This is a genomic window from Mesorhizobium sp. P2_C5_2 (genome assembly GCF_056404535.1).
Map to the genome: position 1 here is coordinate 327,074 of NZ_JBFUDV010000001.1, position 19,621 is coordinate 346,694.

18 protein-coding genes are annotated in these 19,621 nt (G+C 62.0%); 9 read left to right on the forward strand and 9 right to left on the reverse strand.

The window, feature by feature from the left end; genetic code table 11:
- Positions 1-27: 27 nt before the first annotated feature.
- From exoK to AC1D1B_RS01515, 4 genes are all read right to left on the reverse strand, one after another.
- Positions 28-909, reverse strand: coding sequence for an endo-1,3-1,4-beta-glycanase ExoK (exoK, locus tag AC1D1B_RS01500; RefSeq protein WP_477328948.1), 882 nt, complete (start codon positions 907-909; stop codon positions 28-30).
- 115 nt (positions 910-1,024) lie between these two features.
- Positions 1,025-1,420, reverse strand: a complete 396-nt coding sequence (locus AC1D1B_RS01505) for a hypothetical protein (protein WP_477328949.1) — start codon at positions 1,418-1,420, stop codon at positions 1,025-1,027.
- Between the two features lie 126 nt (positions 1,421-1,546).
- On the reverse strand, positions 1,547-2,569 hold the full coding sequence (locus tag AC1D1B_RS01510) for a glycosyltransferase family 2 protein (protein WP_477328950.1): 1,023 nt from the start codon (positions 2,567-2,569) through the stop codon (positions 1,547-1,549).
- A gap of 127 nt (positions 2,570-2,696) precedes the next feature.
- Positions 2,697-3,824 carry a nucleotidyltransferase family protein gene (locus AC1D1B_RS01515; protein ID WP_477328951.1) on the reverse strand — a complete coding sequence of 376 codons (1,128 nt, stop codon included), beginning with the start codon at positions 3,822-3,824 and terminating at the stop codon, positions 2,697-2,699.
- 496 nt (positions 3,825-4,320) lie between these two features.
- On the opposite strand from AC1D1B_RS01515, the gene AC1D1B_RS01520 reads away from it, so the two are divergent.
- From AC1D1B_RS01520 to AC1D1B_RS01545, 6 genes are all read left to right on the forward strand, one after another.
- Complete coding sequence (locus AC1D1B_RS01520; RefSeq protein WP_023684233.1) at positions 4,321-4,473, forward strand: lasso RiPP family leader peptide-containing protein; 153 nt, start codon at positions 4,321-4,323, stop codon at positions 4,471-4,473.
- A 148-nt stretch (positions 4,474-4,621) separates the two neighbouring features.
- Positions 4,622-4,921 (forward strand): PqqD family protein, encoded by a 300-nt coding sequence (locus AC1D1B_RS01525; RefSeq protein ID WP_477328952.1) that lies wholly within the window; start codon positions 4,622-4,624, stop codon positions 4,919-4,921.
- Positions 4,922-5,048: 127 nt separating this feature from the next.
- On the forward strand, positions 5,049-5,423 hold the full coding sequence (locus AC1D1B_RS01530; RefSeq protein WP_477328953.1) for a lasso peptide biosynthesis B2 protein: 375 nt from the start codon (positions 5,049-5,051) through the stop codon (positions 5,421-5,423).
- Between the two features lie 3 nt (positions 5,424-5,426).
- On the forward strand, positions 5,427-7,346 hold the full coding sequence (locus tag AC1D1B_RS01535; protein WP_477328954.1) for a lasso peptide isopeptide bond-forming cyclase: 1,920 nt from the start codon (positions 5,427-5,429) through the stop codon (positions 7,344-7,346).
- Positions 7,343-8,320 carry a phosphoenolpyruvate carboxykinase (ATP) gene (locus AC1D1B_RS01540; protein WP_477328955.1) on the forward strand — a complete coding sequence of 326 codons (978 nt, stop codon included), beginning with the start codon at positions 7,343-7,345 and terminating at the stop codon, positions 8,318-8,320. Before AC1D1B_RS01535 ends, AC1D1B_RS01540 begins: the two co-directional genes overlap by 4 nt.
- Before the next feature lie 7 nt (positions 8,321-8,327).
- Positions 8,328-10,163: an ABC transporter ATP-binding protein gene (locus tag AC1D1B_RS01545; protein ID WP_477328956.1), complete on the forward strand. Its 1,836-nt coding sequence runs from the start codon at positions 8,328-8,330 to the stop codon at positions 10,161-10,163.
- Positions 10,164-10,214: 51 nt separating this feature from the next.
- Here AC1D1B_RS01545 and AC1D1B_RS01550 read toward each other — a convergent pair whose 3' ends face one another.
- Complete coding sequence (locus AC1D1B_RS01550; RefSeq protein WP_477328957.1) at positions 10,215-10,487, reverse strand: exopolysaccharide production repressor exox; 273 nt, start codon at positions 10,485-10,487, stop codon at positions 10,215-10,217.
- Positions 10,488-11,093: 606 nt separating this feature from the next.
- Here AC1D1B_RS01550 and AC1D1B_RS01555 point away from each other — a divergent pair.
- From AC1D1B_RS01555 to AC1D1B_RS01565, 3 genes are all read left to right on the forward strand, one after another.
- Positions 11,094-11,771, forward strand: coding sequence for a sugar transferase (locus AC1D1B_RS01555; RefSeq protein ID WP_477328958.1), 678 nt, complete (start codon positions 11,094-11,096; stop codon positions 11,769-11,771).
- A 205-nt stretch (positions 11,772-11,976) separates the two neighbouring features.
- Positions 11,977-13,200 carry a polysaccharide biosynthesis/export family protein gene (locus AC1D1B_RS01560; protein WP_477330497.1) on the forward strand — a complete coding sequence of 408 codons (1,224 nt, stop codon included), beginning with the start codon at positions 11,977-11,979 and terminating at the stop codon, positions 13,198-13,200.
- A 120-nt stretch (positions 13,201-13,320) separates the two neighbouring features.
- Positions 13,321-14,412 carry an acyltransferase family protein gene (locus AC1D1B_RS01565; RefSeq protein WP_477328959.1) on the forward strand — a complete coding sequence of 364 codons (1,092 nt, stop codon included), beginning with the start codon at positions 13,321-13,323 and terminating at the stop codon, positions 14,410-14,412.
- A 4-nt stretch (positions 14,413-14,416) separates the two neighbouring features.
- On the opposite strand, the gene AC1D1B_RS01570 is transcribed toward AC1D1B_RS01565, so the two are convergent.
- The 4 genes from AC1D1B_RS01570 to AC1D1B_RS01585 form a co-directional block, all read right to left on the reverse strand.
- Entirely contained in the window at positions 14,417-15,700 is a 1,284-nt protein-coding gene (locus tag AC1D1B_RS01570; RefSeq protein WP_477330499.1) for an O-antigen ligase family protein, read from the reverse strand.
- Positions 15,701-16,006: 306 nt separating this feature from the next.
- Positions 16,007-16,834 carry an SDR family NAD(P)-dependent oxidoreductase gene (locus AC1D1B_RS01575; protein WP_477328960.1) on the reverse strand — a complete coding sequence of 276 codons (828 nt, stop codon included), beginning with the start codon at positions 16,832-16,834 and terminating at the stop codon, positions 16,007-16,009.
- Between the two features lie 96 nt (positions 16,835-16,930).
- Positions 16,931-17,416, reverse strand: a complete 486-nt coding sequence (locus AC1D1B_RS01580; RefSeq protein ID WP_477328961.1) for an acetone carboxylase subunit gamma — start codon at positions 17,414-17,416, stop codon at positions 16,931-16,933.
- Entirely contained in the window at positions 17,413-19,617 is a 2,205-nt protein-coding gene (locus AC1D1B_RS01585; protein WP_477328962.1) for a hydantoinase B/oxoprolinase family protein, read from the reverse strand. Before AC1D1B_RS01585 ends, AC1D1B_RS01580 begins: the two co-directional genes overlap by 4 nt.
- Between the last annotated feature and the right edge of the window lie 4 nt (positions 19,618-19,621).

Below are 19,621 nucleotides of genomic sequence, written 5' to 3' on the forward strand. Positions count from 1 at the left end.
GCCTGATATGGCCGAGCCGGTTCAGATCTACTTTATGCTGCTTACACTACATGCCAGCGATTCCGGAAACTGGCACGACTGGCCGAGCGCGGTGAAGGCAACGCGTTGCACCTGCATCGACACCTGGCGGCCGGGATCCGAAAAGGCGCCCATCCAGTTTTTCAGCGTGTCGCTGCCCCAGAGGCTGAAGAATATCTTCTGCGAATGGGTCGGCAATTCCTCGGGATTGGTCACTTCCTGGACCAGCTTGCCGTTGACGTACCAGCGCAGCCGGTCTTTTTCCCAGATGAAGGCATAGTCGTTGAAGCCCTTGTCGGTGCCGCCTTCGACTTCTGCCAGCTTCTCGTTCTTGGGCTTGCCGGCGATGTAGCTGTTGACCTGCACCTTTGAGGTGTCCTTGGTCAGGACCTCGAAGTCGATCTCGTACCAGGGCTGTTTGTCGGCAGGGCCGATATAGGTGAAGAACGCAGCGTTAAGGCCCGAGCCGGTGTCGGTCTTCATCCGCGCCTCATAGGTTCCGTAGCCAAAGCGCTGCTTGGTCTGGATCTCGGCGCAGGCGAATTCGCGGTCCTTCAGTTTGCGTTTTTCGAAGCCGAGCGTCAGCATGTTGTCGGAAAGTTTGACCAGGCTTTTCGACCAGGTGCAGTTCTGGTGATTGCCGTTCGACCAGCCGTCGGAGACATACCAGCGCGAGCGATCGAAACTCTTGAAATCGTCGACAAAAGACGGCGCGCTTTGCATCTCCGGGGAAGCGTCCTGGGCGCGGGAGGGCTGCGCGGCGCCGAAAAGAGCTGCGGCCGCCGCCAGCAGAAGCGCACCAACGGATAGAAGACGCATTTGCCGATTTGGCTGCGCCGAAATCATGGCATCGACTGCCACGCTGGAGGTCGTCTTCGGATCTGCGTTCATATCAATTCACCTTTGTGCTGTTCCGCCCCAACCCAAAGTCACCGACTGGCCCACACGGGCCTATCCCGATCCTCCGTCCCCCGAACTTTTTCTTCTGTGCCTCGTATGACCAGCTTCAGCCGAAGCGGCCTGCGGATTTGACGTATTCGCCCTGCGAATCGGAACTCTTGCCATTCTCGTCGACGATCGCGTCGAGTGAATGACGCAGTTCCTTCATCCGGCTGGTCTGGCGCACCAATTCGGCGATGCGCTGTTCGCAGTTCAGGATCGATTTCGTCAACTCGCCGACCTCAGACTGCTTGCTCGCCGACGCCGAGCCATTCTCCATCGACTCGACCAGGAAGGCCGCATTGGTGGACTTCGACCGATAGCGATTCTCCAGCCCGGTTTTCTCAGCCGCAATCTCGGCCGTAATCTGATCCAGCAGCTTTGCCAGACGGTCGAAACGCGCCAGATCGGTCTGCTTGTCCCGGGCCGGGTCTCTCGACCTGAAGCCGAAAATCGAAGCCATTCAGTTGGCCTTCCAAAATTGCTGCACCGCAACATACAGTGCCATCGTCGGGACGTGTAGGCAACCTCCGAGTTTCAGAAAGGCCATTTTTTCAGCCTGGCGGCCGCCGGCTTGAACTGGCAGAGCCTACTTTTCCGCCGCCGTGCTGGTGCCGGCCATCAGGAAGCGCAAGGGCGGCACCGGCTGCTGCCGCGGGGACAGACCGGCGTGGCGAAACAACGCATCGAGCTTGTCGGCGGCCACGCCGCGAACGATGGGAATGAGGTTCGACTGGCTGGCCAGCGCATAGGCGGCGGCCGATGCCATGCCGCGCTCGGCCTTCACATCGAGGAAATTGCGCAGCCGGTATTTATCCCGCACATGCCGCTCGTGCCTGCGCAGCACGGCCTTGGAGCCTTCCGGCAGGCTGTCGATCTCAAGCAGCGCCAGATCGGCATCGGCCAGGCGCTTCAGGTCCTGCGTCTTGTGCCGGCCGCTTAGCGAATCGGCGCGAACGATGGCGCCATAGCCGCAGGAGCGGATGACCTTGAACCGCGCGCCGAGGGCAAAGGCGCGGGCATAGAGTTCATAATCTTCGCCCAGACGCAGATTCTCGTCATAGCGCAGCCCATGCCTGTCGAGGAAAACCCTTGATATGACCGGCTTGAGAAAGCCGAGTTCGCCGCGCTGGACGCGTCGCCTGGAGATGTTGCCTTCGATGAAACGCTCGAAATCGAGGAATTCCGGGTCAGCCGAAAAGGCCGGGGCGACGATCTTGGAGACATCGGTCGCCGTATCGTCGCGGATCAGCATGATGTTGTCGGCGGCGAAATCCCAATCGGCGCTGGCAAACAGCTGGCGGAACCGGCCCTCAAGGAAGAAATCGTCGGCGTCGAGAATGCTGATGAAGGGCGATTTCGACCCGGCAATAGCGGCATTGCGGGCAAAGGACGGGCCACGATTGACGTCGAGGCGGATGACCGAAAGCCGGCCGCTGCCATCATCGGCGGCAGTGGCGACTTTTCCGGTGTCGTCGGTGGAGGCATCGTCGACGACGACGACTTCCGCCACCTCCGGCTCGCGCAGCGCCGAGGCGATGGCCGCGGGAATGGTCCGGGCCGCGTTGCGGGCCGCGATGATCACGCAGACCTGGGATTCTGATACGGACATGGGGACGCCTTTCAATTCCATAGATGGTTGCTGACTTTGCCCTGCCCCAACCCATCCTCCCATGATCCGTCGCCACCCAACCGGGACGGAACCGTCTCTGCCTGCTGCCGTTCTACGATAGCCATCGTCACTGGCTTTCCGGCCGTTCGAAAATCCGCCGGCTGAGATCGGCGGACGCGGCCCAGCCGGCCTCGGTCAGGTAGCGGACAGGTTCGCGACCGCACAGTTCCCACAAAACGGTGCGCCGTTGCGGCCACTTCAGCGACGACAACCACGGCGCTATGACCATGTGGAACAGGTCTTCATTGCCGATGCGTGACAGGATCTTGGTGGCCCGATCCGAGAGCAGCGTGCCGGCGCCGCCAAGCAGCACGTCGGCGGCGCGCAGGCCCAGCAGCAACGTGTCGGCCAGCCCCTGCTCGGCCGCGTAGTCGAGCACACTCTGCTGTTCCACCTCGCTCAGGCGGCTGGCGGCGGCCCGGATATCGCAGACATAGCCCGCGCAAGGTTCGCGGTTGAACAACGCCTTGGCGACACTGATGCAGGACAACAGCAAGGTGTCGGAAGCCGAGATGAACGGCACGCTGGAGCCGGCGATCGCAAGCGAGCGCTTGCGGCGCAGGAACCCGTCCGTGTCGCGCGGGCTTGGCGATCCCGGCTGCTGCAGGCGATAATGGAGATCGACAGTGGACGATTTTAGGCCCTGACGGCGAACCATGTGCTGCTCGCCCAGAAAGCGCACCCACCAGACGGAGCGGGACTTGCCGGCGACCTCGTAGCCGATCGAGCGCAGCGCATCGCGGGCTTTGAAGAACCCGGCCGGCGATACCAATATGTCGACATCGCCGGACGGCTTCATGAAGTGGTCGCCATAGAGCAGCTGCTGCTGGAACGGTCCCTTCAGGAAGACGAAATCGATCCGCCTGTCGCGCAGCGCCTTGTCGATGGCCATCGAATCCATAATGCCGGACGAGTTCATCGCGATCGTGCGCCGGCGATAGGTGTCGAGCCACTCGAGCAGCCCCGGCGGCGTCTCGCCTGCCGGTGGGCGCGACAAGGCCTTCAGGACGAAGGTTGCGACCTTGTTCAGCCTGGCGATGTCGCAAACATTGGCAACGGAGACGGCCGGCGCAGGCGCGGTGCTGGCGCTCGCCTCCGAATTGAAGAATAGCCGCAGGCACGCCTGCACATAGGCCACTTCGTCGGCGCAGCCGGCGGCGCGCAACCTCTCGAAGGTCCCTTCCTGCAAGGCCATAAGCTGCAGCATCTCCGCAAAAAATTTCGTGAGGCGCGTTATATTGCAAGTGCGAAGCAAAGCATCGCCAAATTCATGTGCCGCGTCTAGTTTTTCCTTCGGTGCCAATTTCCTGCAACCTGGGCGTTCAACAACACAATCGCGCAACGAAACGCAAGACGCTGCCGGAATCGGGTCCTTGGCCGGCACGCCTGCAGCATTTTTTGCGAATGTGCCTGCGTCTAAAAGGCAGGCATACCAGACGAAAAATTTAGTGCAATTAAATCAGTTGCTTAATTAAGCGCCACCGGAGACCGTGTTGAATTCTTCCGGGATGCGCGGCTAAAGTGCAGATGCAAGCGTTTGATCACCATTGAAGGCGGCCGCAACCGAGAATTGATTAACGGCGGGTAAATCAGGCTTGACTCATAAATGCTGCCATGCAGCTATTGCGGTGCAGCAATAGATCGCTGCCGGCAATCGACAGGCCGCTTCCAGTCCATAAGTGGAGAGTAAAATGGAACAGAATGTTGAAAAGCATGAGTACGAAACCCCAAGCCTGACGGTCCACGGCTCGATCGAGACCATCACGCAGGGCGGTAGCGGCACCACGGCACTCGACGCCTCGTTTCCGGCACATACGCCGGTCGGCGAACTCACCTTCTCCTGAGACTCTTCTCGTTGGGGTGACAAAGCCAGACTCTGCAACCAGAGCGCACTAATGGGGAGTCGGGGGTCAAACCCCGGCTCTCGCGTTTTGTCCGGAATTGCCGAAGCGTTGGTGTTGTAAGCAGTGTGTCGTGTGAGCGAGGTTTAGGATGGACTGGAACCCCTCGGACCATGATCGGGTGAGTGCGAGCAAGGATGCCGTGGCCTGCGAATTCGGCAACGGTCTGGCGCTGCTCGATATGCGATCCAACATCTATTACAGCCTGAACAGCGTCGGGGCCTATATCTGGGAGCTGATCCAGGAGCCGAAGCCGATAGCAGAAATCCGCAGCGCCGTGCTCGAGCGCTACAATGTCGAGCCCGAACGCTGCCGGGCCGATGTCGACGGCTTGTTGAAAGGCCTGGCGGACGCCGGGCTTGCGAGGCTCCATGATGAGGAACTTGTCTAGAGCGTTTCACCGTTTCACAGAAACGGCGAACCGCTCTATCTCTTTGTTTTCACGCAATTCCGGACGGGAAAACCGCACACACTTTCCCTGGAATTGCTCCAGAGTTCTCTCGCTGAGCGGGCCGGAGATGCTCTTTCTCGCCCACTGCCTCGCGGTGGTCGTCGCGGTGCGGCTGGGGCTGACGCTGCTTTCCTACAACAAAGTGCGCCGCATGGTGACGCGGCTCGACGCGCACGAGCCGGCCGGCATCGGCGATCTCAGGCGCGTCGCCTGGGGCGTTGCGGCAGCGGCGCGATTGGTGCCCGGAGCAAGCTGTCTCACCCAGGCGCTTTCCGGCCAATACATGCTTGCCCGCCAGGGCAACGCTTCGAATATCCGCATCGGCATCGAGCGCGATACCGGCGCTGAATTGAAGGCGCATGCCTGGCTGGTCAGCGGCGATCACATCGTGCTTGGCGGCTCGCTTGGCAGGTTTACCCATCTCGTCGACCACGGCCAGTGACCGATGAGCGGCGTCGCCGGAATTCTGCTCAGGCAGGAAGGCAAGCCCGCCGCTGCGGCCGACATCCAACGCATGCTTGCCCGCATGCAGCATCGCGCGCCTGACGGCAGTTCGTGGTGGATGGACGCAAGCGTCGTTCTTGGCCACGCCTGGCTCAACACCACCGATGAGGTCGGCCCCGGCCCGCTGACCATGGCTGGCGGCAAGCTCGCGATCACCGCCGACTGCCGGCTGGACAATCGCGACGAATTGCTGGCCAGGCTCGGCATCAGGGACAGTTCGGTCGCCGACGCCGTGCTGTTGATGCGCGCCTATCTGCGCTGGGGCGAAGCCTGCCCCGAACATCTGCAAGGCGACTTCGCCTTTGCCATCTGGGATGGCGAGCGCCAGCAGCTGTTTTGCGTGCGCGACCATTTCGGCGTCAAACCCTTCTACTACCATTCGAGCGACCGGCGCTTTGTCTTTGCCTCGGAAATCGGGCCAATCCTCGAGGTCGGCGGCGTCGACATGCGCATCAGCGAACACCAGATTTCCGGATTTCTCGCCGGGCTGCCCGACGATCCGCAATCGACAGCCTATGCCGATATCTTCCGCCTGCCGGCGCGCCACAGCCTGACGGTGACCGGCAACCAGGTGGTGTTGCGCCGCTACTGGCAGATCGAGCCGTCGCCAAGGCCGATGCGGTCGGACGCGGCCGAGGAATTCCGCCATCTGTTTTCGCAATCGGTGCGCAACCGCATGCGCGGCACGCCGGCGGTCGGCGCGATGCTGAGCGGAGGGCTCGATTCCTCCTCGATCGCCTGCGTCGCGGGCCTGCAGAATGCCGCGCAGCGAAAGCCGAGGCTGCCGACCTTCTCGCTGGTGTTCGAAAAGGGTTCGCCGATGGACGAGCGCCCCTTCATCGAGGCGGTGCTGGCACAGCAGAAGGTCGACGGCACCCTGATTTCCGTTGGCAACTACGCACCCTTCGCCGAGTTCGAGCGCATCCTGGAAGAGCAGGAAGAAACGTTCCTGGCGCCTGGCCTGTCGCTGACCCGCGACATCTACAGGACCGCCGGCGCCAAGGGCATGAAGGTGCTGCTGGACGGTCATGGCGGCGACGAGGTTGTTTCGCAGGGCCACGGCCATCTGCATGAACTCGCCGATGCCGGCAGATGGATGGAGCTGTGGCGCGAGCTGCGCAGCGCCTCCAACACCTATGGCGACGGCATACTCGGCCTGTACTATCAATTCCTCACCCTTTATGGGCCGGCCTGGCGCATCGCCAAAATCAAACGGCTCGCTGACCGCGCGATCAACAAATTGCGGCGCCGTCCCACTGGGCGGCCGGCGACGAGCTGGCGCGGCCTGATCAATCCGGAACTGGCGCTGCGCACCGACCTCGTCGAGCGGTTTCGCCGGGCCGGCTATATGCCGCCCGCGGTCAGCGCCAGCGAGACCCTGACCCATCGCTGGCTGCTGTCGAACGGGATGGTGCCGCACGCTTTCGAGGTTCTCGACAAGGCTGCCGCCAATTTCGGTGTCGAGCCGCGCTACCCCTTCTGGGACAAGCCGCTGGTCGAGTTCTGCCTGGCGCTCCCCGGCGCGGAAAAGCTGAACCAGGGCTTTGGCCGCTCGGTGCTGCGCCGGGCCATGGAAGGAATTTTGCCGCCGGCGGTGCAGTGGCGGCGCGACAAGATCGATTTCACCTCCAACCTGGTCAAAGGCATGCTCGGCAATCACCGCGATCTCCTCCACAAGGTGCTGGTGGCGGATGCGGCCCTGATCGCGCCTTACGTCAACCTGCCTGAAGTGACCGCCGCCTATGGCCGGATCTCGCGGCAACCGGAGGCGGCCACCTTGCCCGATGCTCAGTATGTCTGGCGCTCGATCGCGCTGTCGCTGTGGCTAAGGCAAGTGCAACTGCGCGGGAGCCACGCATGATGCCGGCCAACATGCCACTTGCCGCCGATCCGAACCGCGATGCCGCTCATCCCAAGGTTCGCGGGCAACACTTCTACAGGGCCTATGGCCTGACGATCGCTTCGCAGATCGAGTTGCCCGAGCTGGAGCCGAGCGCCCCGGCTTCTGTCGATGTGCTGATCACCGTCGGCCCGATCGATCTGCCAAAACCCTCGCCCGAGACCGGAACTGCTTTCCGCTTCGAGCCGCGGCAGCAATATCTGGCATGGCAGACGGTCGGTGCCTTCCTGATCACCGACGCCTGCCGCATCGAGGTGGAGCCGGCGCCGGGCGTTGACGACGCGCTGCTGGCGTTTCCACTGCTCGGTCCGGTCATGGCGCTTCTCCTGCACCAGCGCGGCCTGCTCATCCTGCATGCCAGCGCCATTGCCGTTGGCGGCAAGAGCGCCGTCTTCATGGGCGACAAGGGCGCCGGCAAATCGACAACTGCGAGCGCGATGATCCGCGCCGGACATCGCTTGCTGACCGACGATGTCGTCGCGCTCGATCTCGCGGAACAGCCGATGATCGTCCCGGGCTTTCCGCAGCTCAAGCTCACCGCCGATGCCGCCGCCGCCATCCCGATCCGGCAGGCGGAGATACGGCCGCAGGTGCATGCGGCAATCGACAAGATGCAGCACCGCCTGCATGGCGGATTTTCCGGCGATACGGTGCCGACTACGCGGATCTACATCCTCGAGCGCGGCGACAAGGCAGCGATTACGCCTCTGCCAAGCATCAATGCCCTGCCGGCCCTCATCAAATTCTCCTATGTGACGCGGTTCGGCCGCCCAGCCCTGGTCGGCGATTTTGCCACGACGCATCTTCGCCAGTGCGCCGCCTTGGCGAGCCAGGTCGGCGTCTGCCGCCTAGAAGTGCCGACCGGGCTCGACCGTATCGGCGAAGCCGTCGCCCTGATCGAAAACGATCTGGCGGCCGACAACGGGCCGCGGTGAGCACAGCATGTCGGTATCGAAGATCTTGCAGCTGTCGTTCTACCTAGATGTCGCCGGACTTGGCGCGGCCATGGCGCGGATCGGCGGGCGCAGGACGCTGACGGCCTTGCTGTTTCTGATCCTGGGAAGCCTGACCGAAGGCATCTCGATCCTGCTTCTGGTGCCGCTGCTGCATCTGGTTGGGCGGCCCGAGCAGAATTTCGCGGTCAAGCTGCCGAACAACGACTTCGTGCGCTGGCTGGCGCCGGACGGGACGCTGCAATTGACCACGGTGCTGTGCCTGCTGGTCGGACTTGTCGCGCTGCAGGCGGCGTTCAATCGCTACAAATCCGTCTACATGGCGCGGCTGCTGCTCGACTTCATCAACCGGCTGCGCATGAACCTGTTCGAGAGCATCGGCAAAGCGCGCTGGGGGATTTTTGCGCGCATGCGCAGCTCCGACCTCGACCATGCGCTGACCGGCGACATCGACCGCGTGCAGTCGGCGGCCTTCTCGATGCTGATGCTGGTGCAGATCGCCGTTCTACTGGCTGGCTATCTCGTGGTTTCGCTGTTCATTTCGCCCGTCATGACGGCGTTCGCCATCGTCGTCGGCATCGTCACCTTCCTGGTCCTGCAGCCGTTTCGCGCGCGGGCCAGCGCCTTTGGCCGGGTTTTGACCACCAATCGTCAGGAGCAGTACCGCACGGTCTCGGAGTTCCTCGGCGGCATCAAGGTGGCCAAGAGCCTGAATGTCGAGGCGACCTATTACGCGCAGCTTCGCGCCACGCTGGAAAAGATGAAGGCCGACAACATCAACTATGTGCGCAACAGCACCATCGGCACCGCTTTGTTCCAGGTCGCCAGCGTCATCGGCCTCAGCCTGTTCATCTATGTCGCTTTAGTCCGCTTTCATCTTTCTCTGGCCGAGATCGTCGTGCTGCTTCTGGTGTTCATGCGCATTGCGCCGCGCTTCATGGATATGCAGATGCAGGCGCAGCAGGTGCTGATCAATCTGCCCGCCTACGCCTCGATGCGCGACATGCAGGCGCGTTTCGACGCCGAGCGCGAACCGGCGAATCTCGAATCCGCGGCCAAGCTGTCGCTGGATATCGGGCTCAACATCCGAAACGTCTCCTTTGCCTATGAGGCCGGCGGCAAGCCTATGGTGAGCGACGTCACCTTCGGTCTTCCCGCCGGCAAGGTGACGGCGTTGATCGGCCCGTCAGGCTCGGGCAAGAGCACGCTTGCCGACATGCTGCTCGGCCTGCTTGAACCCAGCGAAGGCAAGATCCTGGCCGACGGCGTCGAGATCAATGCTGCCAACCGGCGGCACTGGCGCGACCAGGTGGCCTATGTGCCGCAGGATGTGTTCCTGCTGCACGACACGATCGCCGCCAATCTGCGGCTTGCCGCGCCGCAGGCCAGTGACGCGGAGCTGTGGACTGCACTTCGCGCCGCGCATGGCGCTGACTTTGTCGAAAGACTGGAACTGCGGCTCGACACGGTGGTCGGCGACCGCGGTGTGCGGCTTTCGGGCGGCGAACGCCAGCGCATTGCGCTGGCGCGCGCGCTGCTGCGCAAGCCCTTGCTGCTCATTCTCGACGAGGCGACCAGCGCGCTCGACTGGCAGAACCAGTCTCTGATCGCCAAATCGATCGACGGGTTGCGCGGCTCGATGACCATCCTGACCATTGCGCATAGGCCATCGATGATCGCTTTCGCCGACTGGGTGGTTGCAGTCGAAAACGGACGGATTGTCGAAGTCGGGCAATATCAGAGGTTGAAAGCGAAGGCCGGCAGCCGCCTGTCGAAAATGCTTTCAGGCGAGCAATCGGAACCTGAACCGGCCGAGGCAGGCTAGCAAATCGGTTGCTGGCAAGATCCGAGGCCGACGTCACGGCCTCAGACTATTTCAATGCACGCTGCGCCTGGCCGAGAGCTTCTCGCCTTCAGCCGCCTTGTCGGTGCCGAGGCTTCTTTCGGCTTCGCGAGCCCTGTCGGCCGATGTCGGCGCGCTCCTGGCGATCATGACATAGACCAGCAGGAAATAGCCGATCTGGATCAGAACCGCGCAGCCGATGACGCGAAGCACCGTTGTGGTGAACGTTGCGCCGTCGACATAGGACCACGCGACCACGATCGCGAGGGCGAAGACCATTCCAATGACGAATTTTGGTAACGACATGTTCGGCGGCCCGTCAACCGGCCCGAGCATTCAAAAGCGATGACTTACCCACCCGAGTATCTCCCCATTCGCCATGCGAGCTTATTCAGCTGCTCTTTTTCGGCCGGTTGCTTCCGGCCTTCCCAACCCATCCAGACTCTAACAGGAATAATTTGCGACTCTATTAAGGCGCGAAACTGACGGCAAGGGCAACCTGCGATAATTTTCAGCCTGCCAACGCGTTCGACTCTGCCATGCTGCGATGCACACGCATGGGTGGTGACCTAACTCGTCAAACGATTCCTACTTCAGTAGAATCTACAATGTTGATTAGTATTTTATTTGAATAATTTGGCAAAACGAGTGATTCGAAATTCAGTTAAAGCCATTCCCTCTGCGGTGAAGGACGATTCGCCCAAAATTGGCCGAAAAAAGGCATTACATTTCCTGACGTTGCTAATTATTCGTCACAAACTTGCCATAAAGGGCAAAATTTGGGCAGGGCGCGTTTATTATTTAGTCAATTCATGACGTGACTATTTCACCCGTATGGGAAATTGTGTGTTGCGCTGCAGCATTTTTTTGGTATCGTGACATAAACCATCCGTTCAACGTATGGAGCTTTGCATGAGGGACGTTGCCAAGTCGGCCAATGCGGCATTTCCGCAGGTCGGCGTAGATTTTCCGCCACCTATCGGCGGGCTGCTTAAGCGCAGTTTCGATATTTTCGGTTCACTTGTCGGCCTGGTGGCGCTCAGCCCACTGTTCCTGATGGTGGCTCTTCTGGTCAAGCTTTCCGACGGTGGCTCGATCTTCTATGGACACAAGCGAATCGGACGCGGCGGGCGGATTTTCCCCTGCCTCAAGTTCCGCACCATGGTCGAAGACGGCGAACGCGTGCTGACCGCTTATCTCGCGGCCAATCCGGAAGCCAACGCCGAATGGATCGCGACCCGCAAGCTGAAGAACGATCCGCGCGTCACCCGCGTCGGCGCCGTTCTCCGCAAGCTCAGTCTCGACGAGCTGCCGCAGATCATCAACATCCTGCAGGGCGACATGAGCCTTGTCGGGCCTCGTCCCGTGGTGCGCGACGAGCTTGAAATCTATGGCAGCGCCGCGGTTTACTATTTGAAGTCGCGGCCGGGCCTGACCGGGCTCTGGCAGGTCAGCGGACGCAACGATGTCTCCTATGACAGCCGCGTCGCGTTCGACCGCCACTATGTCGAGAACTGGTCGCTGTTCGAAGACGTTCGCATCATCCTCAAGACCGTACCTGCGGTGTGGATGTCGCGCGGTTCCTACTGACCGACCGCAACTGGTCAGCAATCGGGCCGGTCCGGCCCGAAGCCAATCCGGCCCAAAGCCATTCGGCGATGGGCCGGCCTTGCATTGCAGCCGCGGTGCTCAATCAGCGTTCGGCAGCAGGCCTATCGGGCGGATGGGGCCAAAACGGATCGGAAACGTTCAGTTGAAAACAGACATATCAGCCTATTTTCGCCTTGCCGGCCCGATGCGGCCCGCACGGCTCGTCGCCACATGCCTCGCACTGTCGCTCACGGTTCCGGCCATGGCCGACGAGTACAAGCTCGGCTCGCAGGACAAGCTCAACATCCGCGTCGCCGAATGGCAGACCGTCGAAGGCACGTTCCGTGACTGGTCGGCGGTAAACGGCGAATATTCGGTCGGTCCGGCCGGCAATCTGTCGGTGCCGTTCGTCGGCGAATTGCCGGCCGCCGGCAAGACCACGTCGGAGATTGCGGCCGCCATCAGCGTTGCCCTGCAGCGCAAGCTTGCCTTGTCGGACAAGCCGGAAGCCTCGGTGGAAATGGTGCAGTTCCGGCCGTTCTACATCTCGGGCGAGATCCAGACGCCTGGCCAATTCCCCTATGTGCCCGAGCTGACCGTGCTCAAGGCGATCAGCATCGCCGGCGGCATAAGGCGCAACTCCGACTATGGCACCCAGCTCGGCAAGGATCTGGTGACGGCCAAGGGCAATTTCGACATTTTTGACGACCAGCGCGTCAGGCTGATCGTCAAGCGCGCCCGCATCGACGCCGATCTCGCCGGCAAGGCGAGTTTCGAAGCGCCGAAGGAGGTCGAGGGCGATCCGCGCTTGCCAACCATCGTCGCCGACGAAATGCAGATCCTGACGTCCGACCAGAAAGCGCTGAAGCTGAAGCTGCAGGCGCTCGATGATCTGAAAGGTGTGCTGCAAGGCGAAATCGATGCGCTGCAGAAAAAGATCGTCAACCAGCAGAAGCAGGTCGAGCTCGCACAACAGCAGGCGGACAGCATCGGTCCGCTGGCGCAGAAGGGCCTGATCGCCAACGCACGCCTGCTTTCCTCGCAGCAATCGGTTACCGACCTGCAAGGCAAGATCCTGGACTATGAGACAGCGATCCTCACCGCCAAGCAGTCGGTCAGCAAGGCGACGCAGGACGCCATCGATGCCCAGAACACGTTGAGTTCAAGCCTTGCCGCCGACCGGCAGCAGGTCGAAGCCGACCTCAACGAGGCGGCACTCAGGGTCAACATGCAGAAGGGCCTGATGGCCCAGGCATCGGACCCGGCCACGACCGCCGCCATCACCAACAACAGTGAAGAGCCGACGCTCATCTATTCACTGGTGCGCGTTAGCGACGGCAAGACCAGCGAGATCGACGCCAAGGAAGATACGCCGGTGCTGCCGGGCGACGTCATCAAGGTGAAGCTGGCACCGATGGCCAGCCAGTAATTCCTGTCGCTCGGGGCTCGCTCGGCGAGACCCGGGCGAGGCAGGCGGGAGGAACAATTTCGGCTCGTTCGCGCCAAGGCGCGGGCGGGCAATTCCGTCTGGACCGCTTGAAGGCATACAATGCAGCCCGCCGCCCCGCGCCACGTCTACCTCAATCTCGACGCCATCCGCGGCGTGGCGGCGATCAGCGTGATGCTCTACCACTTCTCGCCGTTCCTGGCTGACGGCAAGGTGCTGCCGTCGAGCTATCTCGCGGTCGATTTGTTCTTCCTGCTCAGCGGCTTCGTCATCGCGCATGCCTATGATCGCAAGATCGAAAACGGCATGGGCTTCGGCACGTTCGTGATGATCCGCCTGATCCGCCTCTATCCGCTTTACCTCGCCGGCACGCTGCTCGGCTTCTTCTACCTCGTGGTCAAGAACCGGCTGATCCCGGCGGAATACATGCCGATCTCGGAGATCGGCACCATGCTGACAACGGGCATGTTCTTCATCCCGCTGGTTAGCGATGCCTATCACACGATCTTCCCGCTCAATCCGGCGTCGTGGTCGCTGTTCTTCGAGCTGATCGTCAACATTGCCTATGTCGCCGTCTTCTTCCTGCTGACGAAACGCGTGCTGAGCGTGCTTATCGCCATCAGCCTGGCGCTGCTGGTCATCGCCTCGGTCGTGGCCGGCACGCTCGACTTCGGCATGACCGGCTCGACCATCATCAGCGGGCTGCCACGCGTCTGTTTCTCGTTCTTCCTCGGAGTGCTGCTTTGCCGGTCCATGGCGCGCTATCAAAACGGGCTCGGCTTCCTGCGGCGCGGCTGGTGGGTAGAGGTCGCGATCGCGCTGACGCTCATCGTCTTCGCCATCGCGCCGGCCGGCGGCGCGCGCGTCGCCTACGATCTCGCCTGCATCGTCTTCGTCTTCCCCGCCCTGGTGGTGGTGGGCGCCATAGCGCCGACGGCGCCGCGCCTGTCAGGCTTCTATGGCTGGCTGGGACGGATTTCCTACCCGATCTACATCATCCACACGCCGCTGCTGATGATCATTGCCGGCGCGGGCAAGGCTGCCGCGATCGATCCGTTCGCGCACCATCCCTGGTTCGGCATCGTCATGGCGGTCGCAGTCATCGTCATCGCCGACATCGCTACCCGCCTCTATGACGAGCCGCTGCGCCGCTTCCTTCAGCGGCTGATGCAGCGCAAGCGCGCCGTCGCCTGATAAGTCAGACGCGCGCCGGCATACGGCCGTTGGCGGCTTTGTCGTCCGGCACCGGAGCATAGACCCGCCTTGCCCGGATAGCCGGCACCGGGCGCAGCTTGAACAGACCGTAATAGACGATGAACGAGGCCATGAAATAAGGGCCGAGGATCTCGACCTCGAAGAACGAGCGGATCAGCATCAGGCCGACCGCCCCGGCAAGCACCACCGAATCGGCGCTCCAGTCGCCGAACACCACTTTCGAGACATGGCCGTAGAAGGAGCGCAGGATGATCAGCGCCAGCATGGTCACGCCGACGAAGCCGAGCTCGACCAGCGTCTCGATATAGGTGTTGTGGAAATGGAAGCCGGTTCGGGTCGAGATGTAGAACTCCGCCCAGAGACGTTCCGGATCGGCAAAACCCTGGATCCAGTAGGCGGCATAGCCATAGCCGAGCAGCGGACGCTGCTGTGCGGCTTCCCAACCCTGTTCCCAGAGATAAGTGCGGCCGGTCAACGTCGAATCCTTGCCGAAGATGCCGAGCACGACATCGAGCAGGCCAAGGTTCAGCGCAGCCACCACACCCCCGACCAGCGCGGTAGCGCCGACAACGAACAGCACGCGACGGTAGCGGCGCGACAGAACCTTGCTCATGGTGAGCAGAGCAACGACGCCGATCACCGCCGGCAGCGAAGCCACCGACGTCGCCGAATGGGCGATCGCCAGCATGTAGACCGACAACAGGATGATCGGCGCGGTCCAGATGAAGCTCATCCAGTTGCGCCGGTAAAAGACCAGAAAAGCGAGGCAGAAGAAGATGCCCAGCGAGGCGAAGAAGCCGATCTGGTTCTTGGAGCCGAAGGCGCCGACGAAGTTGGTGGTGCCGTCGATGGTGTCGAGCGCATAGGCGCCGACCTTCAGCGAATAAAGCAGCACGACGAAGATGCCGATCAGCGAGCCCAGCACCAGCGTGCGCGTGCTGATGGTGCGCGCGGCGATGTAGGCGCACAGGATGTGGGAGAAATATTGCAGGCCCGCCCGCGCGCTGGTGCCGGCCGCTTGCGACCAGAACAGCGAAAGGCATACATAGGCCGCAAAGAGCAGCGGCAGCCAGGCGCTCGAAACATCGCGCGCGAAGCGCCGGTAGTCGACGAACAGCAGCGGCAGCCACACCAGATAATAGGCGAGGATCAGGATCTGGCCGAAATTGGTGGAATAGGCGAAGGCAAAGACCGACACGGCAACGGCAAAGGCCGCATAGGCCTTGTTGTTGTCCGGATCGATCAGAATGGATTTCGGGATCTTCATATCCGTACCGGATTTCTCACGCTTGCCGCCTTTCAACTGGGCACGCCGCCTTTCAGCCGCGCATAAGCGCCCATGAACCGGCTTTTCCACGTCAGGCTTCGGGCGCGACGCCCGCCGGTGGCACGCCACCGCCAGAACCTGCCTTTGCCGGAGCCCGCTCTGCGGGCATCTATTGTGCAGTGCAATATAACCTGTATCGCCCGTCACTCAATGGAAAAGTTGTCACGGGCAGGTGCGCCAGCCGGAACCACCATGCAACAGCCAGATGGCGCGAATGCGGCTTCGCGCAAGATCAGGGCTTGGCCACTACCACAGTGCTCCGCCGGTGACCTGGATGTTTTCCATGGTAATGCCCTTGGCCAGATCCGAGCATAGGAAGACGGCGAGCGCCGCGATCTCCTGCGGCTGGAGCATGCGCTGCTGCGGATTGCCTTGGGCGATCTCGGCCATCGCTTCCTCGGCCGTGCGGCCCTTGCCCTCGCGCTCGACGACCTGCGCCACGTTGCGGCGCATCAGTTCGGTCTCGACCCAGGTCGGGCTGATCATGACGCAGGTGACGCCGTGCGCAGCGCCCTCCAGCGCCACGCAGCGGGTCAGACCGAGCAACCCAGCCTTGGAGGCGCAATAGGCCGGGTTGTCCTTCCAGCCGACGGAAGCCGCGGTCGAGCCGATGTTGACGATGCGGCCCCAGCCGCGCTCGATCATGCCGGGCAGGACCGCGCGCGTGGCGCGGAAGGCTCCGGTCAGATTGGTGTCGACGATCTTGTCCCACAGCGCGTCGGAATGGCCGCAGACCGGCTGCTCGGCGGTGGTGCCGGCGGCATTGACCAGTATGTCGGCCGGTCCGATGGCGGCTTCTGCGTCGGCCGCAAACCGGTTGGTCACCTCGCTGTCGCGGACATCAAGATGTGCCGCGTGGACCCTGGTGCCGTGGGCCGACAGGACTGAGCGCACACGCTCGATCTCGTCGGCGCCTGGATAGTAGGCGGCGTCGGATCTGTCCGCGCCAGCGGGTGCGATATAGGAACCGACAGCGACATTGGCGCCGGCTTGCGCCAGCGCCGTGGCAATGGCGAAGCCCATGCCGGAGAACCCACCGGTGACGATCGCGCTACGGCCGGAAAGGTTTGTCATAGGCAATGAATCTCCGATGCCGAAATCTGGTGCGATAGTCTTAGACCCAGCCCGGTGACGAACGCTACCTTGCCTGCAGCGCTGGTCACGATATCGCTAGAGCGGTTTGCCCAGCCATTCGCGATAGAAGCCTTCGAGATCCGGTTCGAAATCATGGACGATCGGGTAGCCCGGCGCCGCCGCTTCAACCTCGTGCATGGTGCCGCATTGCGGACAGATGAATTCGCGGATTTCCATCCATTGCGGATCGGGAATATCGCTGTTGGGATAGATCTCGCGTAGCGCCTCTTCGGTGTTGCGCACGTTGATCGCGGCGTTCAGCTTCCAGTTCTTGCGGTAGTCGCCGAAAGAATGGCCACATTCGCAGCGGGTGATCCGCTCATCGCCACTCTGGCAGATGAAGAGGTGATCCGAGACCGGCAGCAGGATCGGATCCTTCCAGGCGACGCGGTCCTGATAGACGGCGACCATCTTGAAGAAGCGGTCATCGTCCTTGTAGGCGCTCATGATGCGCCTTGTCTGCGGCCAGGGCAGCTTGCCGGCGGCGAGATCGCCGAGGACTTCCTTGCTGTATGAGGTCATGGCTTTGCTCCCGGCATGAAGATCGATTTGGCGTCGACGGTCCAGAAATCGCTAAAATCCTTGGTGAAGCGAGACGACAGCTTGATCGCGCTGGCATACATTTTCTTCACCTCAGGCGCGAAGTCGGCCTTCTCGACCCGGCCGCGCTCAGCGGCGATCCAGTCCGAAACCGGGATCGCCTTGGCCAGACGCTGCTTGCGCATGGCGGCGCGGCGTTCAACCGTGGCGTCGATATCGGCAACCGGATAGCCCTCGGCATCGTCCTTCAGCACGATGCCGAAAATCTGGTCGGCCGCCTGGCGGGTGAGGTAGCCGTTCTCGACATCCCATGCGGTCTTGATCGGATCGCGCTCCAGCACGTCGCCGTAACCACCGCCGCCATTGTAGGAATGGCTGAAGATGTCGCCGGACTTGTGCGGCGAGGTGATGTAGGGACCCTCGACCAGAACATGGTCGCCACCGATGTTCTTCTCATAGTCGGAGACATGCGGATCGGTGCCGGGCGCATGCGCCAGCGGTTCGCCTTTTGCCGCCAGTTCATGGATGTTGGAGTTGCGCACGGCGCGATGCTTCTGGCAGGTCGGCGCCGGATAGCCGCCGCACATGCCGCCATTGTCGAACACACGCGACGAGTGTTCTGAGGTGTGCAGCCGCAGATGCGAGGTCTTGTTGATCAGCCAGGTCGAGACGAAGGAACAGCCGCCGCGATATTTGCCGGCGCCGCCCGAATTGGGGACGATCGAGCGGCCGATATAGACCATCGGCATGGACTGTTCCCAGACCTCGATATTGCCCATGTCGGATTCCGGATTCCAGCCGACATAGGCAGTGTCGAGACCGTCCGCGATGGCCAGCGCGCCGGAGCCGGCGGCGGCGCATTCGAAATGCGCCATGCCGAACGGCGTGCCGTACTGGCTTTCGCCGCCCATTTCGATCATCGGGCTGTTGACCTGGCCGACGAAGGCCTCCTCGACGAAACCACGGGCAACGAAGCCGCGCGACAAAAGCCGCTGGAACACACCATAGGCCGGCAGCAGCAGCGCCCATGAGGTGGCGGTGGCCACCATCTCATTGTCGGGGTTGGTCCAGGTGCCGTGCGGCAGTTTCAGTTCGGTCGCCATCCAGGCGCCGTCATTGACCAGGCCTTCGAAATTCATGTGCTGGGTCAAGGTGACGAACATGCCGCCATCCATGCCGGCCGGCGTGCAGTTCATCGAATGGTAGCCCCAGGGCTGCGTGCCCTCGAAATCCATGGTGATCTTGCCGTCGGTGGTGATCTCCATCTCGATCGGGATGTTGTAGAGCCAATCGGGATCGCCGAGCAGCTGGAAGCCAGGCTTACCGGCGGTGACGTGGCCGTAGAAAGTATGGCCGCGATAGATGCCGGGCACAGTGAGCTGGCGGGTGCGGGCGAGCTGGGCGCGGCGGCCCTCCTCGATGAACTCCTTCGACACCTTCATCCAGTAGTCGAGGCCGATCTCGGAGATCAGCTGCTTGACGCTTTCGCGCATGTCGATGCAGGAGGCGACCTTGGCCTTCTCGTCGAGAACCCAGTAGATCGGCATGCGCAGATTGCGCTCGCAACGGATGACGTAGTCGCGGCGGATCTCGTCATTCTCGCCGATCTTTTCGGCGCAGACGAACAGGCCTTCGGTGAAGCGCTCCTGCGCCAGACAGACGTCGCCACCAGGGGTAATTCCGCCGGCTTCCAGTTCATGGCAGACAGCGCCGGCCCAGCCGACCAGCGTGCCTTCATGGAAAATCGGCACCACGTCCATGACATCGGGCACCTGCACGGTGCCGATAAAGGCATCGTTGTTGGCGAAGATGTCGCCTTCCCGGATCTTCGGGTTTTCCTCGTAATTGTTCTTGATCATCCATTTGATGAACCGGCTCATCGTATGGACGTGGACCATGATGCCGTTGGACAGTGCGATGGCGTCGCCCTCGGGCGTATAGATGGCGACCACCATCTCGCCGACCTCGCGCACGCCGGGCGAGGCCGAGATGCGGCGGGCCATTTCGCGGGCCGAGACGCAATAGGCGCGCAGCTTGGTGTGCAGCGTCTCGAATTTCAGCGGATCCTGGTTGCGCAGGGTGAGTTCGGTGATGCCGTCATAGCAGCCGGTCTCTTCCATCAGCCGCTCGGAATCGAGCAGTCTTTCGCGAAGGCGCAGGACTGAGGCAGGTTTGTCCAACATGGCG